General features: G+C 45.9%; 15 protein-coding genes and 1 riboswitch. Of the genes, 13 read left to right on the forward strand and 2 right to left on the reverse strand.

Annotation, left to right across the window (positions count from 1 at the left end; translation table 11 throughout):
* Window positions 1–40: 40 nt before the first annotated feature.
* The 8 genes from T495_RS0102340 (at window position 41) to deoC (ending at window position 7,763) form a co-directional block, all read left to right on the forward strand.
* Complete coding sequence (locus T495_RS0102340; protein ID WP_028902704.1) at window positions 41–442, forward strand: rhodanese-like domain-containing protein; 402 nt, start codon at window positions 41–43, stop codon at window positions 440–442.
* Window positions 439–2,358 carry a tRNA uridine-5-carboxymethylaminomethyl(34) synthesis enzyme MnmG gene (mnmG, locus tag T495_RS0102345; RefSeq protein WP_033147439.1) on the forward strand — a complete coding sequence of 640 codons (1,920 nt, stop codon included), beginning with the start codon at window positions 439–441 and terminating at the stop codon, window positions 2,356–2,358. The genes T495_RS0102340 and mnmG overlap by 4 nt, the downstream gene beginning before the upstream one ends.
* Window positions 2,359–2,408: 50 nt before the next feature.
* Window positions 2,409–2,936 carry an adenine phosphoribosyltransferase gene (locus T495_RS0102350; protein WP_028902702.1) on the forward strand — a complete coding sequence of 176 codons (528 nt, stop codon included), beginning with the start codon at window positions 2,409–2,411 and terminating at the stop codon, window positions 2,934–2,936.
* 104 nt (window positions 2,937–3,040) lie between these two features.
* Window positions 3,041–4,876, forward strand: coding sequence for an excinuclease ABC subunit UvrC (gene uvrC, locus T495_RS0102355; RefSeq protein ID WP_033147440.1), 1,836 nt, complete (start codon window positions 3,041–3,043; stop codon window positions 4,874–4,876).
* Between the two features lie 340 nt (window positions 4,877–5,216).
* Window positions 5,217–5,669, forward strand: coding sequence for a D-aminoacyl-tRNA deacylase (dtd, locus tag T495_RS0102360; RefSeq protein WP_028902700.1), 453 nt, complete (start codon window positions 5,217–5,219; stop codon window positions 5,667–5,669).
* Window positions 5,670–6,181: 512 nt separating this feature from the next.
* A complete protein-coding gene (locus tag T495_RS0102375) occupies window positions 6,182–6,475 on the forward strand; it encodes a hypothetical protein (RefSeq protein ID WP_028902697.1) in 294 nt (97 codons plus the stop codon).
* Window positions 6,472–6,798: a nucleotide pyrophosphohydrolase gene (locus tag T495_RS0102380; RefSeq protein ID WP_033147441.1), complete on the forward strand. Its 327-nt coding sequence runs from the start codon at window positions 6,472–6,474 to the stop codon at window positions 6,796–6,798. Before T495_RS0102375 ends, T495_RS0102380 begins: the two co-directional genes overlap by 4 nt.
* 29 nt (window positions 6,799–6,827) lie before the next feature.
* On the forward strand, window positions 6,828–7,763 hold the full coding sequence (deoC, locus tag T495_RS0102385; RefSeq protein WP_028902695.1) for a deoxyribose-phosphate aldolase: 936 nt from the start codon (window positions 6,828–6,830) through the stop codon (window positions 7,761–7,763).
* Between the two features lie 135 nt (window positions 7,764–7,898).
* Here deoC and T495_RS0102390 read toward each other — a convergent pair whose 3' ends face one another.
* Window positions 7,899–8,873: a polyprenyl synthetase family protein gene (locus tag T495_RS0102390; protein WP_033147442.1), complete on the reverse strand. Its 975-nt coding sequence runs from the start codon at window positions 8,871–8,873 to the stop codon at window positions 7,899–7,901.
* A gap of 88 nt (window positions 8,874–8,961) precedes the next feature.
* Here T495_RS0102390 and polA point away from each other — a divergent pair, with 88 nt between their 5' ends.
* Window positions 8,962–11,727 carry a DNA polymerase I gene (gene polA, locus T495_RS0102395; protein ID WP_033147443.1) on the forward strand — a complete coding sequence of 922 codons (2,766 nt, stop codon included), beginning with the start codon at window positions 8,962–8,964 and terminating at the stop codon, window positions 11,725–11,727.
* Here polA and T495_RS0102400 read toward each other — a convergent pair whose 3' ends face one another.
* The gene (locus T495_RS0102400; RefSeq protein ID WP_028902692.1) at window positions 11,728–13,389 is read right to left on the reverse strand and encodes a nucleoside kinase; all 1,662 of its coding nucleotides are present in this window, start codon (window positions 13,387–13,389) and stop codon (window positions 11,728–11,730) included.
* Between the two features lie 124 nt (window positions 13,390–13,513).
* Between T495_RS0102400 and T495_RS0102405 the strand changes: the two genes are divergently transcribed.
* From T495_RS0102405 to T495_RS0102420, 4 genes are all read left to right on the forward strand, one after another.
* On the forward strand, window positions 13,514–15,250 hold the full coding sequence (locus T495_RS0102405; RefSeq protein WP_033147444.1) for a Na/Pi cotransporter family protein: 1,737 nt from the start codon (window positions 13,514–13,516) through the stop codon (window positions 15,248–15,250).
* 161 nt (window positions 15,251–15,411) lie between these two features.
* Window positions 15,412–15,507, forward strand: a riboswitch (TPP riboswitch).
* A 49-nt stretch (window positions 15,508–15,556) separates the two neighbouring features.
* Window positions 15,557–17,908 carry a TonB-dependent receptor gene (locus tag T495_RS0102410; protein ID WP_033147445.1) on the forward strand — a complete coding sequence of 784 codons (2,352 nt, stop codon included), beginning with the start codon at window positions 15,557–15,559 and terminating at the stop codon, window positions 17,906–17,908.
* Window positions 17,908–18,492: a nicotinamide riboside transporter PnuC gene (gene pnuC, locus T495_RS0102415; protein WP_028902688.1), complete on the forward strand. Its 585-nt coding sequence runs from the start codon at window positions 17,908–17,910 to the stop codon at window positions 18,490–18,492. Before T495_RS0102410 ends, pnuC begins: the two co-directional genes overlap by 1 nt.
* Before the next feature lie 76 nt (window positions 18,493–18,568).
* Window positions 18,569–20,377 (forward strand): long-chain fatty acid--CoA ligase, encoded by a 1,809-nt coding sequence (locus tag T495_RS0102420; protein ID WP_033147673.1) that lies wholly within the window; start codon window positions 18,569–18,571, stop codon window positions 20,375–20,377.
* The last annotated feature ends 2 nt before the right edge of the window (window positions 20,378–20,379 follow it).

Here is a 20,379-nt window from a genome sequence, read left to right on the forward strand (position 1 = left end):
TTCGTATCTTTGCAACCGTAATAATAAAAAAAGGAAAAATATGAAGAAACTGTTTTTAATGATGCTGCTCGCAGCCGCAGTTACGGTAAGCAGAGCACAGAGTGGCAGTAACGATCAGTTTATGACAATCGAAGTAGATGGATTTCATCACACTCTCGAAAACAGCGGTGACGATTGTGTGCTGGTTGACGTCCGCACACCAGCAGAATACAAGGAGAGTCACCTGAAAGGAGCCATCAATATTGATGTAAAAGACAGCCTTACTTTCATGAAGAAAGCAAAGGAACTGCTACCAAAGGAGAAGACAGTTATGGTATATTGCCGCACAGGCCATCGCAGCGCTATGGCTGCAGGAAAACTGGCTGCCGAAGGGTATATGGTATTCAACCTTGAGGGCGGTATTACAGCATGGAAGGAAGCAGGAAAGGAGACAGTAAAGTGATATTAAAGTATGATGTCATCGTCATTGGTGGCGGTCATGCTGGTTGCGAGGCAGCTTGCGCCTCGGCCAACATGGGCGCAAAGACTTGCTTGGTGACGATGGATATGAACAAGATTGCACAAATGTCGTGCAATCCAGCTATAGGCGGAATCGCTAAAGGCCAGATAGTCAGAGAGATAGACGCATTAGGAGGTCAGATGGGATTGGTAACAGATGCCACTTCTATCCAGTTCCGCATGTTAAACGTAGGTAAAGGCCCTGCCGTTTGGAGTCCTCGCGCGCAATGCGATAGAGGCAAGTTTATCTGGGAATGGCGAAAACGTATCGATGAAACGGAAAATCTGGACGTATGGCAGGACCAAGCCGACGAGTTGATAACAGAGCCCATTCCAGGCTCCCACAGCGCCTCAGTACGTGCCATAGGCGTTAGAACCATCTGGGGTACTGAGATTTATGCCCAATCGATTGTTGTTACCGCTGGTACATTCTTGAATGGCTTGATGCACATCGGCCGGAAAATGGTGGCAGGAGGTCGTATTGCAGAACCTGCTGTACCCCATTTCACAGAAAGCATTACTCAGCACGGTGTTGTTGCTGCACGCATGAAAACTGGTACGCCCGTTCGTATCGACAAACGCTCTGTACACTTCGGAGAGCTTGAGGAACAGCCAGGCGAAGCACGCCCCTATCAGTTCAGCTATATGAATAAAGGTGGAGCGCTGAAGCAATTACCATGCTGGACAGTTAATACCAACGCCGAAGTACATGAGATTCTGAAGAGCGGATTAGCGGATTCACCGCTATACAACGGTCAGATTCAATCGATAGGACCGCGTTATTGTCCTTCGATCGAGACAAAGCTTGTTACCTTCCCCGACCGCGATAAGCACCCATTATTCCTGGAGCCAGAAGGCGAGGATACCAACGAGATGTATCTGAATGGTTTTTCGTCGTCGCTGCCGATGGATGTACAGATAGAGGCACTGAAGAAGATACCCGCCTTCAGAGACGTCAAAGTATATCGTCCAGGCTACGCCATCGAATATGACTTCTTCGATCCTACCCAACTAAACCATTCGTTAGAATCGAAGATTGTCGATGGTCTGTTTATGGCAGGACAAGTGAACGGAACTACCGGCTACGAAGAAGCTGGCGGCCAGGGAACCCTTGCAGGCATCAATGCTGCTCTCAAAGCCGGCTGTGCTGGTAGCGATACTGACTCTGCCAACAGACAATTCATTCTACACCGCGACGAAGCCTATATTGGTGTATTAATCGACGATTTGGTAACGAAAGGCGTCGACGAGCCTTACCGCATGTTCACCTCAAGAGCAGAGTATCGTATTCTGCTACGACAGGATGATGCTGATGCCCGACTCACCGAGAAGGCTTATCAACTTGGAATTGCCAAGAAGGAGCGCTACGACTGGTGGATGGAAAAGAAACAGGCCATCGAAGAAATCGAAAGTTTCTGCAAGAATTTCGCTATCAAACCTCGCCTGATTAATTCTGCACTTGAAGCACTTGGCACTACCCCACTCCAGTTTGGCTGCAAACTAATTGATTTGGTAAACCGGCCACAACTAAATCTAAAAAATCTCTCGGAAGTTATTCCATCGCTTAAAGAGGTATTAAACCACCCATCTAATCGTCAGGAGGAGATTACAGAAGCCGCAGAAATCAGAATGAAATATAAAGGCTATATCGATCGCGAGCGATTGGTTGCCGATAAGATGCATCGATTAGAGAATATCCGAATTAAAGGCAAGTTTAATTACGAAGAATTACAAGGTTTATCGACAGAATGCCGTCAAAAGCTACAGAAGATTCAGCCAGACACATTGGCGCAGGCCAGTCGCATACCAGGCGTTAGCCCCAGCGACATCAACGTCCTTCTGGTCCTGATGGGAAGATAATGTTCCACGTGAAACAATTAATTTGAACAAATAAGCACAACTTACTGATTATGAACAACAAAACATTGATTGACAATCTGCGTTGCATACCAGATTTCCCCAAGAAGGGCATTAACTTCAGGGATGTGACTACGCTCTACAAAAATGCAGAGTGCATGAAAATCATGATGGACGAATTGGTAGAACTCTACAAAGACAAAGGTATCACCAAGATTGTTGGTATCGAAAGTCGCGGTTTCATCCTTGGTGCAGCACTGGCAGCCCGATTAGGTTGCGGCTTTGTGATGGCAAGAAAACCAGGAAAGCTGCCTGCTACAGTTATTAAAGAATCGTTCACGAAAGAGTATGGTGTTGACACCATCGAGATGCATATCGATTCTATCGAACCCGATGACGTCGTTCTCATCCACGACGATTTGTTGGCAACAGGCGGAACTGCCAAGGCTGCTTATAAACTTGTCCAGCACTTCCACCCCAAGAAGGTATTCATCAATTTTATTATAGAGATTACAGACGAGGGACTACATGGTAGAGACGAGTTTGAAGGCATAGACCTGACAACGTTACTCACCATCTAACAATTGTTCCACGTGAAACACAGTCCCGCGAAACACCTTTAAACACTAAGGGTTCGCGGGACTGATAAATTAAAAATGTACACAAAACAAAACGCGTATAACAGATGACGAAGGAAGAAAACGAAAAACGACTTGAATATCTAAAGGGTATCGTACGTAGGTTGCCAGACAAACCTGGCAGCTATCAGTTCTATGACGAGGAGCATACTATCATCTACGTAGGAAAAGCAAAAAGTTTAAAAAACAGAGTTTCGAGTTATTTCCATACTGAAGTAGATCGCTTTAAGACAAAAGTGCTTGTCAGCAAAATCTTCGATATCAGCTATACCGTTGTTAATACCGAAGAAGACGCCCTACTCTTAGAGAATTCGCTCATCAAAAAATACAATCCCCGATACAACGTGCTGCTGAAGGACGGAAAAACCTACCCTTCTATCTGTATCACCAACGAATTCTTCCCTCGTATCTTCAAGACACGCACTATCAACAAGAAATGGGGATCGTATTATGGGCCTTATGCCAAAGTAAGTGCCATGTACGACGTTCTGAATCTGATCAAAGAGTTATATCAGCCCCGAACCTGCCGCCAACCTATTACAAAAGAGGGCGTTGAGAGCGGCAAATACCGTGTCTGCTTAGACTACCATATCAAAAAATGCCAGGGTCCGTGCGTAGGCAAACAGAGCTACGAGGACTACCAGAAGAATATAGCACAAGCCCGCGAAATATTAAAGGGAAATACGCGCGAAGTTCTGAGAGATCTCAAGGACGAGATGCTGAAACTATCCGAAGAACTCAGATTCGAAGAAGCTGAAGAGGTTAAACGCAAATACTTAGCCCTCGACGGTTTTGTAAGTAAGAGTCAGGTAGTAAGCCAAACCATCGATAAGGTGGACGTTTTCTCTATCACATCCGACGAAAAAATGGCTTTTATCAACTACATTCATGTATCAAACGGCAGCATTAACCAGAGTTTTACTATCGAATACAAAAAGAAGCTGAACGAAACTGACGAAGAACTACTGCAGTTAGGTATCGTAGAAATCAGAGAAAGATTCAAGAGCGATTCGAAGGAGATCATCGTGCAAAAAGAGGTGGATGTAGAACTCGAAGGCGTTAAGTTTACTGTACCAAAATTAGGCGATAAAAAGACGCTACTCGACCTGTCGATTATGAACTGCAAGGAATACAAATTCGACCGCCTTAAGCAGGCCGAGAAACTGAATCCTGAACAGAAACAAACACGACTGATGAAAGAGCTTCAGGACAAGCTTCACCTACCTTCACTACCCTACCAGATTGAATGCTTCGACAACTCAAACATATCAGGCACTGATGCCGTAGCAGCCTGTATCGTTTTTAAGAAAATGAAACCCTCAAAAAGCGATTATAAGCGATATAACATCAAGACCGTAGTAGGGCCTGACGACTATGCATCGATGAAGGAGGTAGTGCATCGCCGTTATTCGCGATTGATAGAAGAAGAACAGCCCCTACCCGACCTGATTATTGCCGATGGTGGCAAGGGACAAATGGAGGTTATTCGCGAGGTGATACAAGACGAACTGAACCTGGACATTCCCATCGCCGGACTGGCTAAAGATGATCGTCACCGCACCAACGAACTGCTATATGGATTCCCACCCATGAAGATTGCACTGAAAGTAGAATCAGAACTATTCCATGTGCTCACGCAGATACAGGACGAGGTGCATCGCTTTGCTATCACTTTCCATCGAGACAAGCGTTCTAAGCGCGCTTTACACTCCGAGCTGGATGATATCAAGGGCATAGGTCCAAAAACGCGTGACGAGCTTCTAAATGCCCTCAAAACGGTTAAAAAGATACGCGAGGCAGAACTATCTACCCTATCAGATATAATAGGTCATGCGAAAGCCAAAATAGTATTTGAGCACTTCCAACAAAAAGCCGGCAAGTGACCGAAATATATTTTCCCAGTGAGGGAACAAAATTTTCCCTACGTGGGAATATTTGTTAGCACTAAATACGGCATTTGCCACAGCTAAACATAACACTTGCAAAACGTTGCAGCGTTGCCGTTGCAACGTTGCAATAAGGACTATCCTACCCAACAAAGAAAGGATATCCGATATATATTACCGGATTATGATAAATAGAAATACTATAAAATAACTAATATACTCCCTCATGCAACGTTGCAACGGCAACATTGCAACGCTAGCATCGAAAACAAATCATAATTAATTTGCATAATTCAGCTAAATGTCGTATCTTTGCGGCAAAATAACAAATTAAATAATGAGAGCAGTTATACAACGCGTTACCCACGCCAGCGTTACCATCGAGGGAAGTATTCATGGCAAGATAGACCAGGGATACCTGATTCTGTTGGGAATTTGCGATGAAGACTCAATGGAAGATGTGGATTGGTTAGTAAAGAAAATAGCCAATCTGCGCGTGTTTGGCGATGAGAACGATGTGATGAACCGCTCAATACTCGATATTGACGGCAACTGCCTGGTAGTCAGCCAGTTCACACTGTACGCAAGCTACAAAAAGGGCAATCGTCCCTCATGGTTCCGTGCAGGCTCTCACGAGCACTCTATCCCACTCTACCAGGCCTTCTGCGCACAGCTGTCAGAGGCCATCGGCAAGCAGGTAGCCACAGGCGAATTCGGCGCCGATATGAAAGTAGAACTGCTGAACGATGGTCCCGTAACCATATGTATGGACACAAAAAACAAAGAATAAAATGGATAAGAATACAATAGTAGAAAAACTCAATAACATCGGACTAATTCTCTATGCAATCTACTTCATAACATGCTTTGTGAGGTATGGCACAATCCATAGTTCAAACCAGAGCACTACCCTATCGTATATCCTGCTTACAGGATTCATACTAACTATACCCAAGATTATCTACCAATTCGCGCATTTCAAGAAAAACTTAGGCGAAAACATTGGGCTCATCATATTTATAGCAGTCATTGTCTTCATATCAATAATGTATCTCTAATGAAAAAATATCTCAGAGAAATTCAACTCTCAAGCGCCATTCTCTGCATTATCGGTGTAGTGCTGGCTTGGATAAAAGGCAATCAGGTGGGTATGTGGCCATGCGCTGTTGGCGTGTTATTATTCATATTTGTAGTAATATACAAAGCCTTCAATTGGAAGGAATACGAGCGCGATAACAAGCAGTATATCGTGATACTACTGATTTGCATTTTCATACTAATCACCCAAATGATATTTCACAAATGAGAGCATTGAAGTGGCTTACAAAAGAAATAAAGGAAGAATGGTCGGATATTGCCAGCGAACGAATGAAAAGATTTATTCTATTCATCTCGGGATGCCTACTAGTGACCTATATTTTAACCTTATTTCATCTAACGATCATTGCTATACCATTCATAACAGCTTTAATAGTTTATGGAGGATATGAAACTAGAAAACTTCAAGGACTAGAGGGATGGATTGCTATAATAATCTATCTCGCTTGTTTACCGATGTTGTTACTATTAGAAAAGATTCAATACATCATAAAATGACAATAAAAGAAGCACAAGAGGCGGTTGACCGCTGGATAAAGGAGTATGGCGTACGCTACTTTTCGGAACTAACGAATATGGCAGTTCTAACTGAAGAAGTAGGCGAACTGGCCCGTGTGATGGCCCGCAAGTACGGCGATCAGAGCTTTAAGCCTGGCGAGAAAGACAACCTTGGCGAAGAGATGGCCGATATCCTCTGGGTACTACTCTGCCTGGCTAATCAGACAGGCGTAAATCTGACAGAAGAACTGCAGAAATCCATCGAGAAAAAGACCCAGCGCGACTCGCTTCGCCACATCCAAAACGAGAAATTAAAAGCATAACAGTTTTAACAATATAACAACAAGCAATTATGGCAGAACACAAGCACGAGCATGAGCATCACCACCACTTTGAGATGCCTCAGAAGAGCCGCATGGAAGAGGCTCTGAGTAAGTACAACCTCGACATTACCGACGAGGAAGTGAAGGAAGCAGTGAAGACAATCATTGCCGAGAAAGTAGCCGAGAACGATACCCTGGAGGTAAAGAAATTCCTGATGGGTAGCGTGGAACTCACCACCCTGAAAACCACCGATAGCGACGAAAGCGTACTGGCCTTTACAGAGCGCGTAAACCAGTTCGAGGAGCAATACCCTCACCTACCCCACGTAGCCACCATCTGCGTCTATCCACGCTTTGCAAAGGTCGTCTCTGAGACACTTGAAATCGAGGGCGTAGAAGTAGCTTGCGTATCAGGCTCATTTCCCTCTTCACAGGCGCTTATCGAGGTGAAGACCATCGAGACAGGCCTGGCCGTAAAAGATGGTGCTACAGAGATAGATATGGTACTCTCAGTAGGTGCCTTCCTCTCAGGCGATTATGAGACCTGTATCGATGAGATTCAGCAGATCAAAGAGGCTTGCGGCGATGCCAAACTGAAGGTGATTCTGGAGACTGGTTGCCTGAAGACTGCACAGAACATCAAGACCGCTTCGATCCTCGCCATGTACGCTGGCGCCGATTATATAAAGACCTCAACAGGCAAGCTGGAACCCGCTGCTACTCCCGAGGCTGCCTACGTTATGTGTCAGGCTATCAAGGAGTACTACGACGAAACAGGCATTATGATTGGTTTTAAGCCCGCTGGAGGCCTTAACAGCGTGATGGACGCACTGATATACTACACCATTGTAAAAGAGGTTCTGGGCGAAAAATGGCTCACCAACCAGATGTTCCGCATGGGCACATCGCGCCTGGCAAACCTGCTGCTGAGCGAGGTTATCGGCGAAGAAGTGAAATTCTTCTAACTGAGATAGGCTCAGTCCTCCCGTAAGAGGACTGTAGTCCTTTAACTACTGTACTCCAGTACTTTAACGAGAGGACTCCGGTACTTCAATGCAAGTACTGGAGTCCTTTTATATATGTACTGATGCAAAATCAGACTAACTATTTCGCTGTGCCACGTATTCCAGATAAGCCGTAAAGGCCTCTTTCAGCTCAGCAATCACACACTCATCGATAAACAACTGTGCCTCCTTCGCAAAGTCAGCCATCTTCTTTTCTGCATAAGCAATACCCCCGTTCTGCTTGGCAAACTCAATCAAAACGGCTATTTCATCAGCATTGATGGTACCAGCTTTTACCTTCTTGGCGAGGGTCATCATGGCAGGCGAATCATAATGCATAAGCGAATAAATGATAGGCAGCGTCAGCTTACCTTCTAGCATATCGTTACCAGTAGGCTTACCTATTTCCTTCGAATCGAAATAATCGAAAATATCATCACGAATCTGGAAAATCATGCCTATGTTATGTCCGAATTTTGCAGCCTTTTCTATCTGCTCGCGCGAGGCACCAACAGAAATAGCACCCAACTTACAGCACGCCTCGAAAAGCACGGCAGTCTTCTTGTCAATCACCTGATAATAAACATCTTCCGAAATTTCCTGATTAGAAATATTCGAGAGCTGTAGGATTTCACCAGCAGCTAAGGTGCGACCAAGTTCCGCCAACTCTTGTACGATTTCATGATTATTCGACAGAGCTACACGAAGAAGAGCGGTAGAAAGAATATAATCGCCCACCAGAACAGCCACCTTATTATTATAAGAGGCATTCACCGATGGCTGGCCACGACGTTCAGAACTCTCATCTACCACATCGTCATGCACCAAACTGGCGGTATGTAGCAACTCAAGTCCGAGAGCTGCATTCTGTGTAACCTCCTCTACCCCACCATAGTTCTTGGCAGTCAGCAGAATCAGCATGGGGCGCATACGCTTTCCTCCTCGCTGACGAATATGCGAAAGTACTGATTCCAACATCCCATCGCCCTGCGACAGACACTGTTTGAACAGCTCCACAAAGTTGTTCATTTCAGCATCAATGGGTTTCCTTATAGTCGACAAATAATCCATAATAAGCTAAAATTTTGGCACAAAAATAAGAAATAATGTTGAAATTCGAAAATATTTTGGTACTTTTGAGGCGAAAATTAAGAAAGTTATGCAGAAATTGTTCCTTTTAGACGCTTATGCGCTCATTTATCGCAGCTATTATGCGTTCATCAAAAATCCCAGAATCAACTCGAAAGGCCTGAACACAAGCGCCATAATGGGCTTTCTGAACACTCTCAACGAGGTGCTCACCAAAGAGAAACCCACCCACATCGGCGTGGCCTTCGACCCTCATGGGCCAACGTTCCGCAGCGAGGCATTTCCTGCTTATAAAGCCCAGCGTGAAGAGACACCCGAGGATATCCGCAAAGCCGTTCCTATTATCAAAGATTTGCTGAAAGCATATCGCATTCCCATCCTGCAAGTGGATGGCTTCGAGGCTGATGACGTCATCGGAACCATAGCAGGAAAAGCAGGTTCCATCGGTGTAGAAACCTATATGCTCACACCCGATAAGGACTACGGACAGTTGGTTCGCGACAATGTTTTCATCTATCGTCCCCGACACGGAGGTGGCTATGAAACATTGGGCCCCAAGGAGGTATGCGAGAAATACAATATCCCCTCCCCCATGGCCGTCATTGACTTGCTGGCCTTGATGGGCGACTCGGCCGACAACTTCCCAGGCTGCCCTGGCGTGGGAGAAAAGACAGCCGCCAAACTGATCGATGAATTCGGAAGTATTGAACAGCTATTGGCGCGCTCCTCAGAAATCAAAGGTAAACTTCGCGAAAAAGTTGAGCAGCATGTTGAGGACATCAAGATGAGTTACTTCCTGGCAACCATCAAGACTGATGTGCCCATCGAGCTCGATATGGAAAATCTGAAACTCGTGGAACCAAACGAGGACGAATTAGGTAAACTGCTCACAGAACTGGAGATGAAGAGCTTTGCCGACAGAGTTCTTAAAAAAAGCCAAAAACCGCAAAAAGTCGTAAATCAGCAACTCGATCTCTTTGCAGAATTTGCGGCCGACGGGCAAGCTGTGCACGAAAACACAAGTTTTGAGACGGTAAAAACCACGCCTCACAATTACAAACTCGTTGAAAATCAGGGAGATTTGAAGAAACTTTGTGACTATTTCTTGACAAACAAAATTCTCAGTCTAGACACGGAGACCACTTCAACCAACGCCATCGATGCAGAATTGGTTGGTTTGAGCTTCGCCGTGAAGGAATTCGAGGCCTTTTACGTACCCGTTCCAGCTAATCGTGAAGAAGCGTTGCAAATTGTTAATATCTTTAAACCAGTCTATGAGAACCCCGAAATTCTAAAAGTCGGTCAGAATTTGAAGTACGACCTCGAGGTGCTTCGCAACTACGACATCCATCTCGCAGGTCAGATGTGGGACACCATGATTGCCCACTACCTCATCCAACCCGAGCTGCACCATAACATGGACTACATGGCTGAGATTTATCTCAACTATCAAACCATCCACATCGATGAGCTCATCGGCCCCAAAGGTAAGAATCAGAAATCTATGCGCGCGCTCCCACCCTCACAGGTCTATGAGTATGCTGCCGAAGATGCAGACATCACGCTCCGCCTGAAGAACAAACTCGAACCAGAGTTGAAAAAAGCAGAGTGCGAAGACCTGTTCTATCAAATAGAAATGCCACTGATGCCCGTACTGGCTGAGATGGAGATGAACGGTGTTTGCCTGGATACGGCATCCCTTGCAGAAACGTCAAAACAATTCACCAACCGCATGAACGAAATAGAGGCACGCATCTACGAGTTGGCAGGCGAGCAGTTCAATATTGCCTCACCCAAGCAGGTTGGCGAGATACTCTTCGATAAGCTCAAGATAGTAGAGAAAGCGAAGAAGACCAAGACAGGCCAATATGTCACCTCTGAAGAGGTGCTACAACAGCTTAAGAATAAGCACGAGATAGTAGCTGACATACTGGAACACAGAGGTTTAAAGAAGCTTATCGGCACCTATATCGATGCGCTTCCCAAGCTGATCAACCCCAAGACAGGCCATATCCACACCTCGTTCAACCAAACCATCACAGCCACAGGTCGCCTGTCAAGCAGCGACCCAAACCTGCAAAATATCCCTATCCGAGGCGAGGATGGCAAGGAGATCCGCAAGGCGTTTATACCCGAGCCTGGATGTCTGTTCTTTTCAGCAGACTACAGTCAGATTGAGCTACGAGTGATGGCGCATCTTTCGCAGGATGCAGAGATGATAAAAGTGTTCAGCGAAGGTAAGGATTTGCACGCTGCAACAGCTGCCAACATCTACAAGAAGCCCATCGAAGAGGTGACGCGCGACGAGCGCACCAAATCGAAACGCGCCAACTTCGGCATCATCTACGGCATCACCGTATTTGGTCTGGCAGAGCGTTTGGATATCCCTCGCGACGAGGCCAAAATGCTGATTGACGGCTACTTCGCAACCTTCCCGCAGGTGCACGATTATATGGAAAAATCCAAAGAAGTGGCTCGCGAGAAGGGTTACGTCACTACCCTATTCGGTCGTCGCCGCTATCTGCCAGATATCAACTCGCATAACGCAACCGTTCGCGGATTTGCTGAGCGAAATGCCATCAACGCTCCTATCCAGGGCACAGCCGCTGATATTATTAAGGTGGCCATGATTCGCATTTTCAATCGATTTAAGGCCGAAGGCATACGCTCAAAGATGATTCTGCAGGTACACGACGAATTAAACTTCTCTGTCTACCCAGAGGAGAAAGAAAAAGTAGAGGGCATCGTGCTCGAAGAGATGCAGAATGCCCTGAACTTAAGTGTGCCTTTAGTGGCTGATTCCGGCTTTGGCCAGAACTGGCTCGAAGCCCACTAATCAGTAATTGAACGACGATCCGCCAAGGAACTCGCGCAGCAGCGATGTGGGTGGAATCTGAGTCTCAGGAATGGGACGGATATATCGAAGGAATTTCAGCAGGCGATAAGCCTCTGCATATTCCTTCGAATTTTCTGGAACCTGCTCTAACAGCGGCTCCGCCTGACTCTTAATAACAGCCAACTCGAACAGCATAGCGGTATTAAACATGGCATCGGCATTCTCCTGGAATGGAAATATCCACTTGTTCTCCCCTGCCCTTACGCTTGGCCAACGACGAATAGTCTCCTGAGCATTCACGCCACGATACTTGAAGTCACGAATAATTCTACGCAACAAGCGGTTATCTGTCGTTGGAATATAGTTATGGTTATCGAGCAGGATCGTAGTCAGCGCCGAAGCATAAACACGGAAAATCTGTTCGTTTGGAATCTCCGAAGTCAACTCCGGATTCAAAGCGTGAATTCCCTCTACTACCAGCACCTCATTACCCTTCAGCTGTAGTTTCTTTCCACTCCACTCGCTGCAGCCTTTCTGGAAATTATAGCGAGGCAGTTCTACCTCCTCACCCCTGAACAGAGCTGCAAGTTGCTCATTCAGCAAAGGCAGATTCAAGGCATGCAGATGTTCAAAATCGTAATCACCCTTCTCATCTCTTGGTGTTTTCTCGCGATCCAAGAAATAATCATCCAGCGAGATGCCTACAGGATGGATACCATTCACAGCCAGCTGAACGCTGAGACGCTTGCAGGTAGTAGTCTTACCTGACGATGAAGGGCCGGCAATCAACACCAGTTTGATACCCTTACGCTGAGCTATTTCATCAGCAATCTTAGCAATCTTCTTCTCCTGCAATGCTTCGCTAATCTGGATTAGCTCCGACGAATGGCCGTTCATAATGGTCTCGTTCAGATCGCCAATCGTGCGCAGACCCAGAATATCCTGCCACTGATGATGCTCCTTGAAGATACCAAACATCTTGTCCTGATGCGTCATCTCACCCAACTCGTTAGGATGCTCGCGTGAAGGCAGTCTTAAAAGCAACCCATCGAAGTATTTCTCCACGCCAAACAGGTAAATTTGTTTGGTATTCGTAAGCAGAGAGCCATAGTAGTAATCCACGTAACCATCTATGTCATAATAGGTTGTAAACAATCTTCCAGTACTCTTCAGCAACTTCACCTTCGAGCGGTTATGCAGACTATCGAAAAGCTCTATGGCCTCCTGGGTGGTTGTTTCGTAACGATGGATAGGCATTGCCGCATCGATAATCTCCTGCATACGACGACGGATGGCACCAGCATCATCGAGCGTAACAGGGCGACCTATGTTCAGATTCACGTAATAGCCGTTGCTGACAGGGATATCGATAGAAACCTTACAAGGCTTAAAAAGCTCGTGAGCAGCCTTGCAGAGCACAAAGAACAAACTACGGGTATAAGCGCGTGAGCCACTCGAAGAAGTAATATCCAGAAACTCTACCTGCTTCTGCTTATATATGCGGTAGTGCATACCCTCCACCTTATTGTTCACATGAACAGAAATGGGTCCGTGCTCTATCTGCAAACCAGACAATTCGTAAACCTCTTCAACAGTAGAGCCTACTGGAACTTCTACCGTTTTGTTGTTATTTAGTACGTAGACTTTTACCTCTTTTTCCATAAGCAATATTTATTGTTCAAGTAAAAATACCCTGCAAAGATAACATTTTTCTGAATTTTTAACCGACATTTCAGAGTTTTTTTTTAACTTTGTCCCCGGTTTACTAAATATAGATACGTTTTTTATGTCAATCTGGATTATTTTTAAACTTCTGGGTTCGCTTGCGCTGTTGATGTTCGGTATGAAGTCGATGAGTGAAGCATTGCAGAAGATGGCGGGACCACAGTTACGCCATGTGTTAGGAGCGATGACAACCAATCGCTTTACTGGCATGCTTACTGGTATGCTTGTTACAGCCTCAGTACAGTCATCAACAGCCACCACTGTGATGACTGTTTCGTTTGTTAACGCAGGCTTGCTCACCTTAGCCCAAGCCATCTCAGTCATCATGGGCGCTAACATCGGAACCACCCTCACCGCTTGGATTATGTCGGCAGGTATGTCGTTCGATATTACCAGCGCCGTTTATCCGGCATTCTTCCTGGGTATCATTCTGATATACCTGAAGAAGTACCGATATATTGGCGATTTCCTGTTTGGACTCTCGTTCCTGCTGATGGGACTGGGTACTCTGAGAATGACAGGCACAGAGATGCACCTGGGTGAGAACCAGGCCCTACTCGACTTCTTTGCGTCGTTCGATCCCGATTCGTTCTTCACCACCCTCATATTCCTGTTCTTAGGCGGTGTGCTCACTTTCTGCGTGCAGTCATCAGCAGCCGTCATGGCTATCACCATGATACTCTGTTCGAGCGGCGCTCTACCTATCTATCAGGGTATTGCATTGGTTATGGGTGAGAATATCGGAACCACCATTACTTCAAACCTCGCTGCCCTATCGGCCAACACTCAAGCCCGTAGAGCCGCCCTCGCCCATATGTTCTTCAACGTATTCGGTGTGGTTTGGATTCTGTTTGTGTTCCGTCCGTTCATCGATGCCGTTTGCGGCATGGTGGGCTACGATGTAAACATGACTAAAGATGCCGTTGCCACAAGCGTATTCCTGGCCAATGCCGCTAAACTGAGCTTTGTGCTGGCAGCTTTCCACACCTGCTTTAATGTGGCCAACACCTTTATTCTTATTTGGTTTATCCCACAGATTGAGCGCTTTGTATGCTGGGTTATCAAGCCAAAGAAGGTTGACGAGGAAGAAGACTTCCGCTTGCACTTTATTACAGCCGGCTTCATGAAGACCCCTGAGCTTTCGGTACTCGAGGCACAGAAAGAAATCCAGTCGTTCTCCGATCGTATGCAGCGTATGTTCAATATGGTTCGCGAACTGCTCACGCTCTCGTCAAGCTCAAGCAATAAGAAGGATAATCGCGACTCTGAGTTTAACAAGCTCTACACCCGCATTGAGAAATACGAAGGCATCAGCGATAACATGGAGATTGAGATTGCCAACTATCTGAACTCCGTGAGTGATGCTCACCTGTCAGACGACTCAAAGGCTAAAATACGTGCTATGTTACGAGAAATCAGCGAGTTAGAGAGTATCGGCGACGCCTGCTTCAATATGGCTCGCACCATTTCCAGAAAGTACAATGGCAAGCAGGATCACTTCAACGAGAAGCAGTACGACCACATCCATCAGATGATGGAACTCACCGATCAGTCGCTCTCGCAGATGAACCGATTGATGATGGGCCGTAAGGAGTCATTCGATGTGAACCGTACTTTCAATATCGAGCACGAAATCAATAACTTCCGCGACCAGCTGAAGTCACAGAACATCAACGATGTTAACAACCGTGAGTACACTTACGCCGTAGGTACCATTTATATGGACCTGATTAACGAGTGTGAGAAGCTGGGCGACTATGTAGTTAATGTCGTAGAGGCAAGAATGGGACTTCGTTAGGTTCCCAGCAGGGGAACTATTGGTTCCAAAGGCAGAAACTGCCAGTTTCCAGGTAGGGAACTGGCAGTTTTCTTTCCTCAAACTATTCGTCGCAGACAGCCCAAAAACAAATTTCCACCATAAAAGTATGGCTATTCTAGAAAAAATCATTACCTTTGCAGCCAATTATCAAGGGGTGCCCACGCGTGTGGGCTGAGATGACACCCTCTAACCTGATCTGGATTATGCCAGCGTAGGGATGGATAGTAGGCCATATCAACAAACATTTTCCCCTTAACATTATTAATTTAGTGATACTTTTACAGTATGAAAAGATTATTTTTAGGAATTGCTGCATTAGTGTGTGCAGTTAGCGTAAATGCTCAGCGCAAAGCAGCCCTCTACGATTCTACACAGGTAGAAGCGCTGAACGAAATTGTAGTAAAAGGTGTCAGGACACAGAAAAATGCACCATTTGCAGTAGCAAACATCAAGAAACAGGAACTCAATGCATTCTCAAAGACTGGTAAGGAGCTGCCTTTCCTCTTTTCGCAGACCCCAGGTGTACTGGCCTGGAGCGAGAACGGACTGGGCACAGGTACAACTTATATGCGCATTCGCGGTGCAGGCGATTCGCGTATCAACGTAACACTGGACGGCGTTCCCTTGAATTCACCTGAGGATCAGTGTGTTTTCTGGGCCAACATGAACTCATACGGCTCGCTATTGGGCTCTGTTCAGATTCAGCGAGGCATTGGAACATCAACCAATGGCGATGGCGCTTTTGGTGGAACAATCGCTCTGGCATCAGCCACTCCAAGCCAGAAGGCTGGGGGAGAGGTTTCTGCTTCGTATGGTTCATTCAACACCTTTAATGTAGGTGGAAAGTTCTCAACAGGTCTGCTTTGGAATCATCTGATTTTCGATGGTGCTTACCACGAGACAAACACTGATGGATTTATCCACGGAACCAGCGGCCGCAGCGGTTCTTACTATGGCGGACTGACTTGGATAGGAAGCAACTTCCAGATTCGTTACAAGAACATTGGAAACTTTGAAAAAACCGGTCAGGCTTGGAACGGCGTAACAGCAGGCGACAACGATATGAGCCTAATGGATGGCACCTATGGTATCAACTCTGGTATCAAGACTTATAAGGACATGTGGAACGCAGGACTTGGCAAGTATAACTCACTCTATGAATACCTGACCAGCTACGATAAAGATGCCAATGGCAATTATCCCACAGCCCGCTATCAGATGAACAATGGCAGTTTTTGGGACAAAACCACAGATAACTTCTGGCAGAATCACAACATCCTTTCAGCCGCCTACGATATCAACGACAACTGGAGCATCACAGGTTCGCTGCACTACACCCACGGCTACGGCTATTACAACGAATTCCGCTATAACTATAAGCTGAAAAAGTTTGGCATGACCTACGATGGTGTTAAGAAGAGCGACTTTGTACGCAAAAAAGGTCTGTCACAGAACACCTACGGCTTTATCTGGAATGCCAACTACAAGAACGATGCATGGGATGTTATCGGCGGCATGTCGCTTCAGGAGTTCGACGGCAATCACTTTGGTTATGTTACCTATATTGCCAACGATGATGTACGAAAGAAGTACATGTCTAATGGCGACTACAAATACTACGATTCAGATGCCACAAAGTTTGATGGTAGCACCTTTGTAAAGGCAGCTTACCACATCAACGAACAGTGGGATATCTTCGGCGACCTGCAGTATCGCTATGTTCAGTATGAAACTAATGGTAAGAACGATAAGTTCTACGCAGAAAACAGCGGATACTACAATCAGATGCTGAACATCGACGAGAGCTACCATTTCCTGAACCCAAAGGCTGGTTTCTCATGGAATCTTAACAATCATCGCGTATATGGTTCTGTTGCCTTGAGTCATCGCGAGCCTGAGCGTAATAACTTTACAGACAACTTCAATTACCCTTACCCCAAGGCTGAGAGACTTTTAGACTACGAGTTGGGCTACACCTTCAATAGCGACATTTTCCGCTTTGGTATCAACGGATACTATATGGATTACAACAACCAGTTTGTCCAGACAGGTCAGGAGACAGAAATAGGCGAAAAGGTGACCACAAACATTAAGGATTCATACCGCATGGGTATCGAAATCCAGGCCGCTGTTGATCCTTTCTCATGGCTCACTATTGAGGGTAATGCCGCACTCAGCAAGAATAAGATTAAAGATTTCGATGAGGTGGCCAGCGTAAACTGGGAAGACGACTTCCGCACTATCCACTACGACAACTCTACACTCGCCTTCTCACCCTCAACCATCCTGAATGGTTTTGTAAACCTGCATTGGAATGGTTTCCAGGCTGTATGGCACACCAACTTCGTCAGTCGTCAGTATCTGGATAACACAGAGAATGCCGATCGTTCGCTGCCTTGCTATTCTGCCTCTGACGCTAACATCAGCTACACCTGGAAGCCCAACAAGGCCATCAAGGAGTGCATCTTCGGCCTGAACTTCAACAATATCTTCAATCGCCGTTATGCAGCTAACGGTTGGGTATATTCAAGCATCGTTGAAGAATACGGTCACCCCAACGAGAACCGCTACTATCAGATTGGATTCATTCCTATGGCAGGCTTTACAATGATGGGTAACGTAACACTCCGATTCTAATGGCAGAATTTATATCAGCACACTGGCTCGACATCACTACCACGATACTCGGACTACTCTATATCCTGTTCGAGTATCGTGCCAGTGTCTGGCTTTGGTTAGTAGGATTTCTGATGCAGGCCTTAGGCATTGTGCTATACTACCAGAAAGGACTCTATGCCGATTGCGGCATGGAGTTCTATTATCTTTCAATGACCGTGTATGGGTACTTGAAATGGGTACACGGTTCGGCTGAGAAGAAAGCGCTCCCTATCACCCATTTTCCTCGCAAGCTTATCATCCCCTGGCTGGCCCTTATTCTTGCCATCTGGGGCACCATTTACTGGCTACTGGTATCATACACCAATAGCAACGTTCCACTGGCCGACAGTTTCACTACCGCCCTCAGCATCGTAGGTATCTGGGCCTTAGCACATAAATACTTGGAACAGTGGTTCATTTGGATTATAGTCGACATTGTAACATGCTTTCTATATTTCTACAAAGACATTCCTTTCAAGGCCGGACTATACGCTTTATACGTTATAATTGCCATTTTTGGCTACAAAAAATGGAAAAATATGATAGATAATCGCTCTATTTGAGCGGTTTTTTGCCATATAATTTGGCTATCTGCCACGTTTTTCGTACTTTTGCAGCGAATTACAAATTCAAATGCTTATGCAGACGAACAGTCATTTATCGCGATTAATTCATGACCAGGCCAAGAAGTATGGCGACCGTGAGGTTTTAATCTACAAGGATTTCGGCGGGTCAGTATGGAAATCATATTCGTGGAATCAGTTCTCGGATATGGTCAAAAAAGTGTCTAATGCCTTACTCAACCTGGGTGTAAAGGTACAGGAAAATCTGGGAGTTTTCTCTCAAAACTCTGTACAGTATCTGTTCTGCGACTTTGGTGCATGGGGAGTTCGTGCAGTAACCATACCCTTCTACGCTACCAGCTCAGAGCAGCAGATCCAGTTTATGATTAGCGATGCCAAAATACGCTACCTCTTTGTAGGCGAACAAGAGCAGTACGACAAAGCACGTCGGATTTTCTCTACTTGTCCTACACTCGAGCGTATCATCGTATTCGATAAGAACGTACATATCTCCTCACTCGACCTCAGTTCAATGTATTTCGACGATTTCCTGAAGTTGGGTGAGAACTATCCTCGTCAGACCGAAGTCGAGTCGCTTCAGGCTCAGGCTTCGATGGACGATATTGCCAACATCCTCTATACCAGCGGAACAACTGGCGATTCGAAGGGTGTTATCCTGACCTGCGGACAATACAATGCCGCAATGATTGCCAACGATAAGTGTGTACCCGTTGGCGAGAACGACAGAGTGCTTAACTTCCTGCCATTCACACATATTTTCGAGAAGGGATGGAAGATTCTGTGTTTGACAGAAGGCGCAACACTCATTGTAAACACCTATCCTCAGGAGGTTCAGCAGTCGATGAAGGATACACACCCCACATGTATGTCCTCTGTTCCCCGTTTCTGGGAGAAGGTATATATGGGTGTACAGGAGCAGATTGAGAAAGCCAGCGCCCCCAAGCGCAAACTGTTCCGCCACGCTGAAGCTGTAGGCAAAAAACATAACATCGACTACGTTTCTAAGGGCAAGCGCCCACCATTGCTCCTGCATATGGAGTACGAGTTCCTGAATAAAACCGTATTCTCGCTGGTTCGTAAGGAACTTGGATTAGAGAACGCTCACTTCTTCCCAACAGCAGGCGCTACCGTTAATCCTAAGGTCGAGGAGTTTGTTCACTCTATCGGCATTAACATGATTGTTGGTTACGGATTGACAGAGAGTCTGGCCACCGTTAGCTGTAATCACCTTGGCAAACCATACACCGTTGGTGGTGTTGGTATTCCCATCGAGGGTATCGACATTAAGATCAGCGAAGAGGGTGAGGTACTGCTTAAAGGCCCAACTATCACCCCTGGCTACTACAATCGCGAGGATCTTACCAAGGCTGCCTTTACCGAAGATGGTTACTTTAAGACAGGCGACTCAGGCTATCTGAAGAATGGCGAGCTGTTTCTGAAAGAGCGTATTAAGGACCTCTTCAAGACTTCAAACGGAAAGTATATTGCCCCACAGATGATTGAATCTAAGTTGCTGGTTGATAAGTATATCGATCAGATTGCCATCATTGCCGACCAGCGCAAGTTTGTTTCGGCTCTGATTATCCCCGTATATGCCCTGTTGGAGGAATATGCCCGCGAGAACAAAATACCTTTCGAGAACAGAGAGCAGCTTTGCAAAGATCCAAAGATCAATGAGATGATGAAGGAGCGTATCGACACGCTGCAGCAGTCGCTTGCTCACTACGAGCAGATTAAGCGCTTCACCCTGCTGCCTCATCACTTCACAATAGAGAAAGGCGAACTTACAAATACTTTAAAAATCAAGCGTCGTGTACTGAACGAAAACTACAAGAAGGAAATTGACGCGATGTACGCAGAATAAAA

It is taken from the genome of Prevotella sp. P6B1 (genome assembly GCF_000702825.1).
Taxonomy (GTDB): Bacteria; Bacteroidota; Bacteroidia; order Bacteroidales; family Bacteroidaceae; genus Prevotella.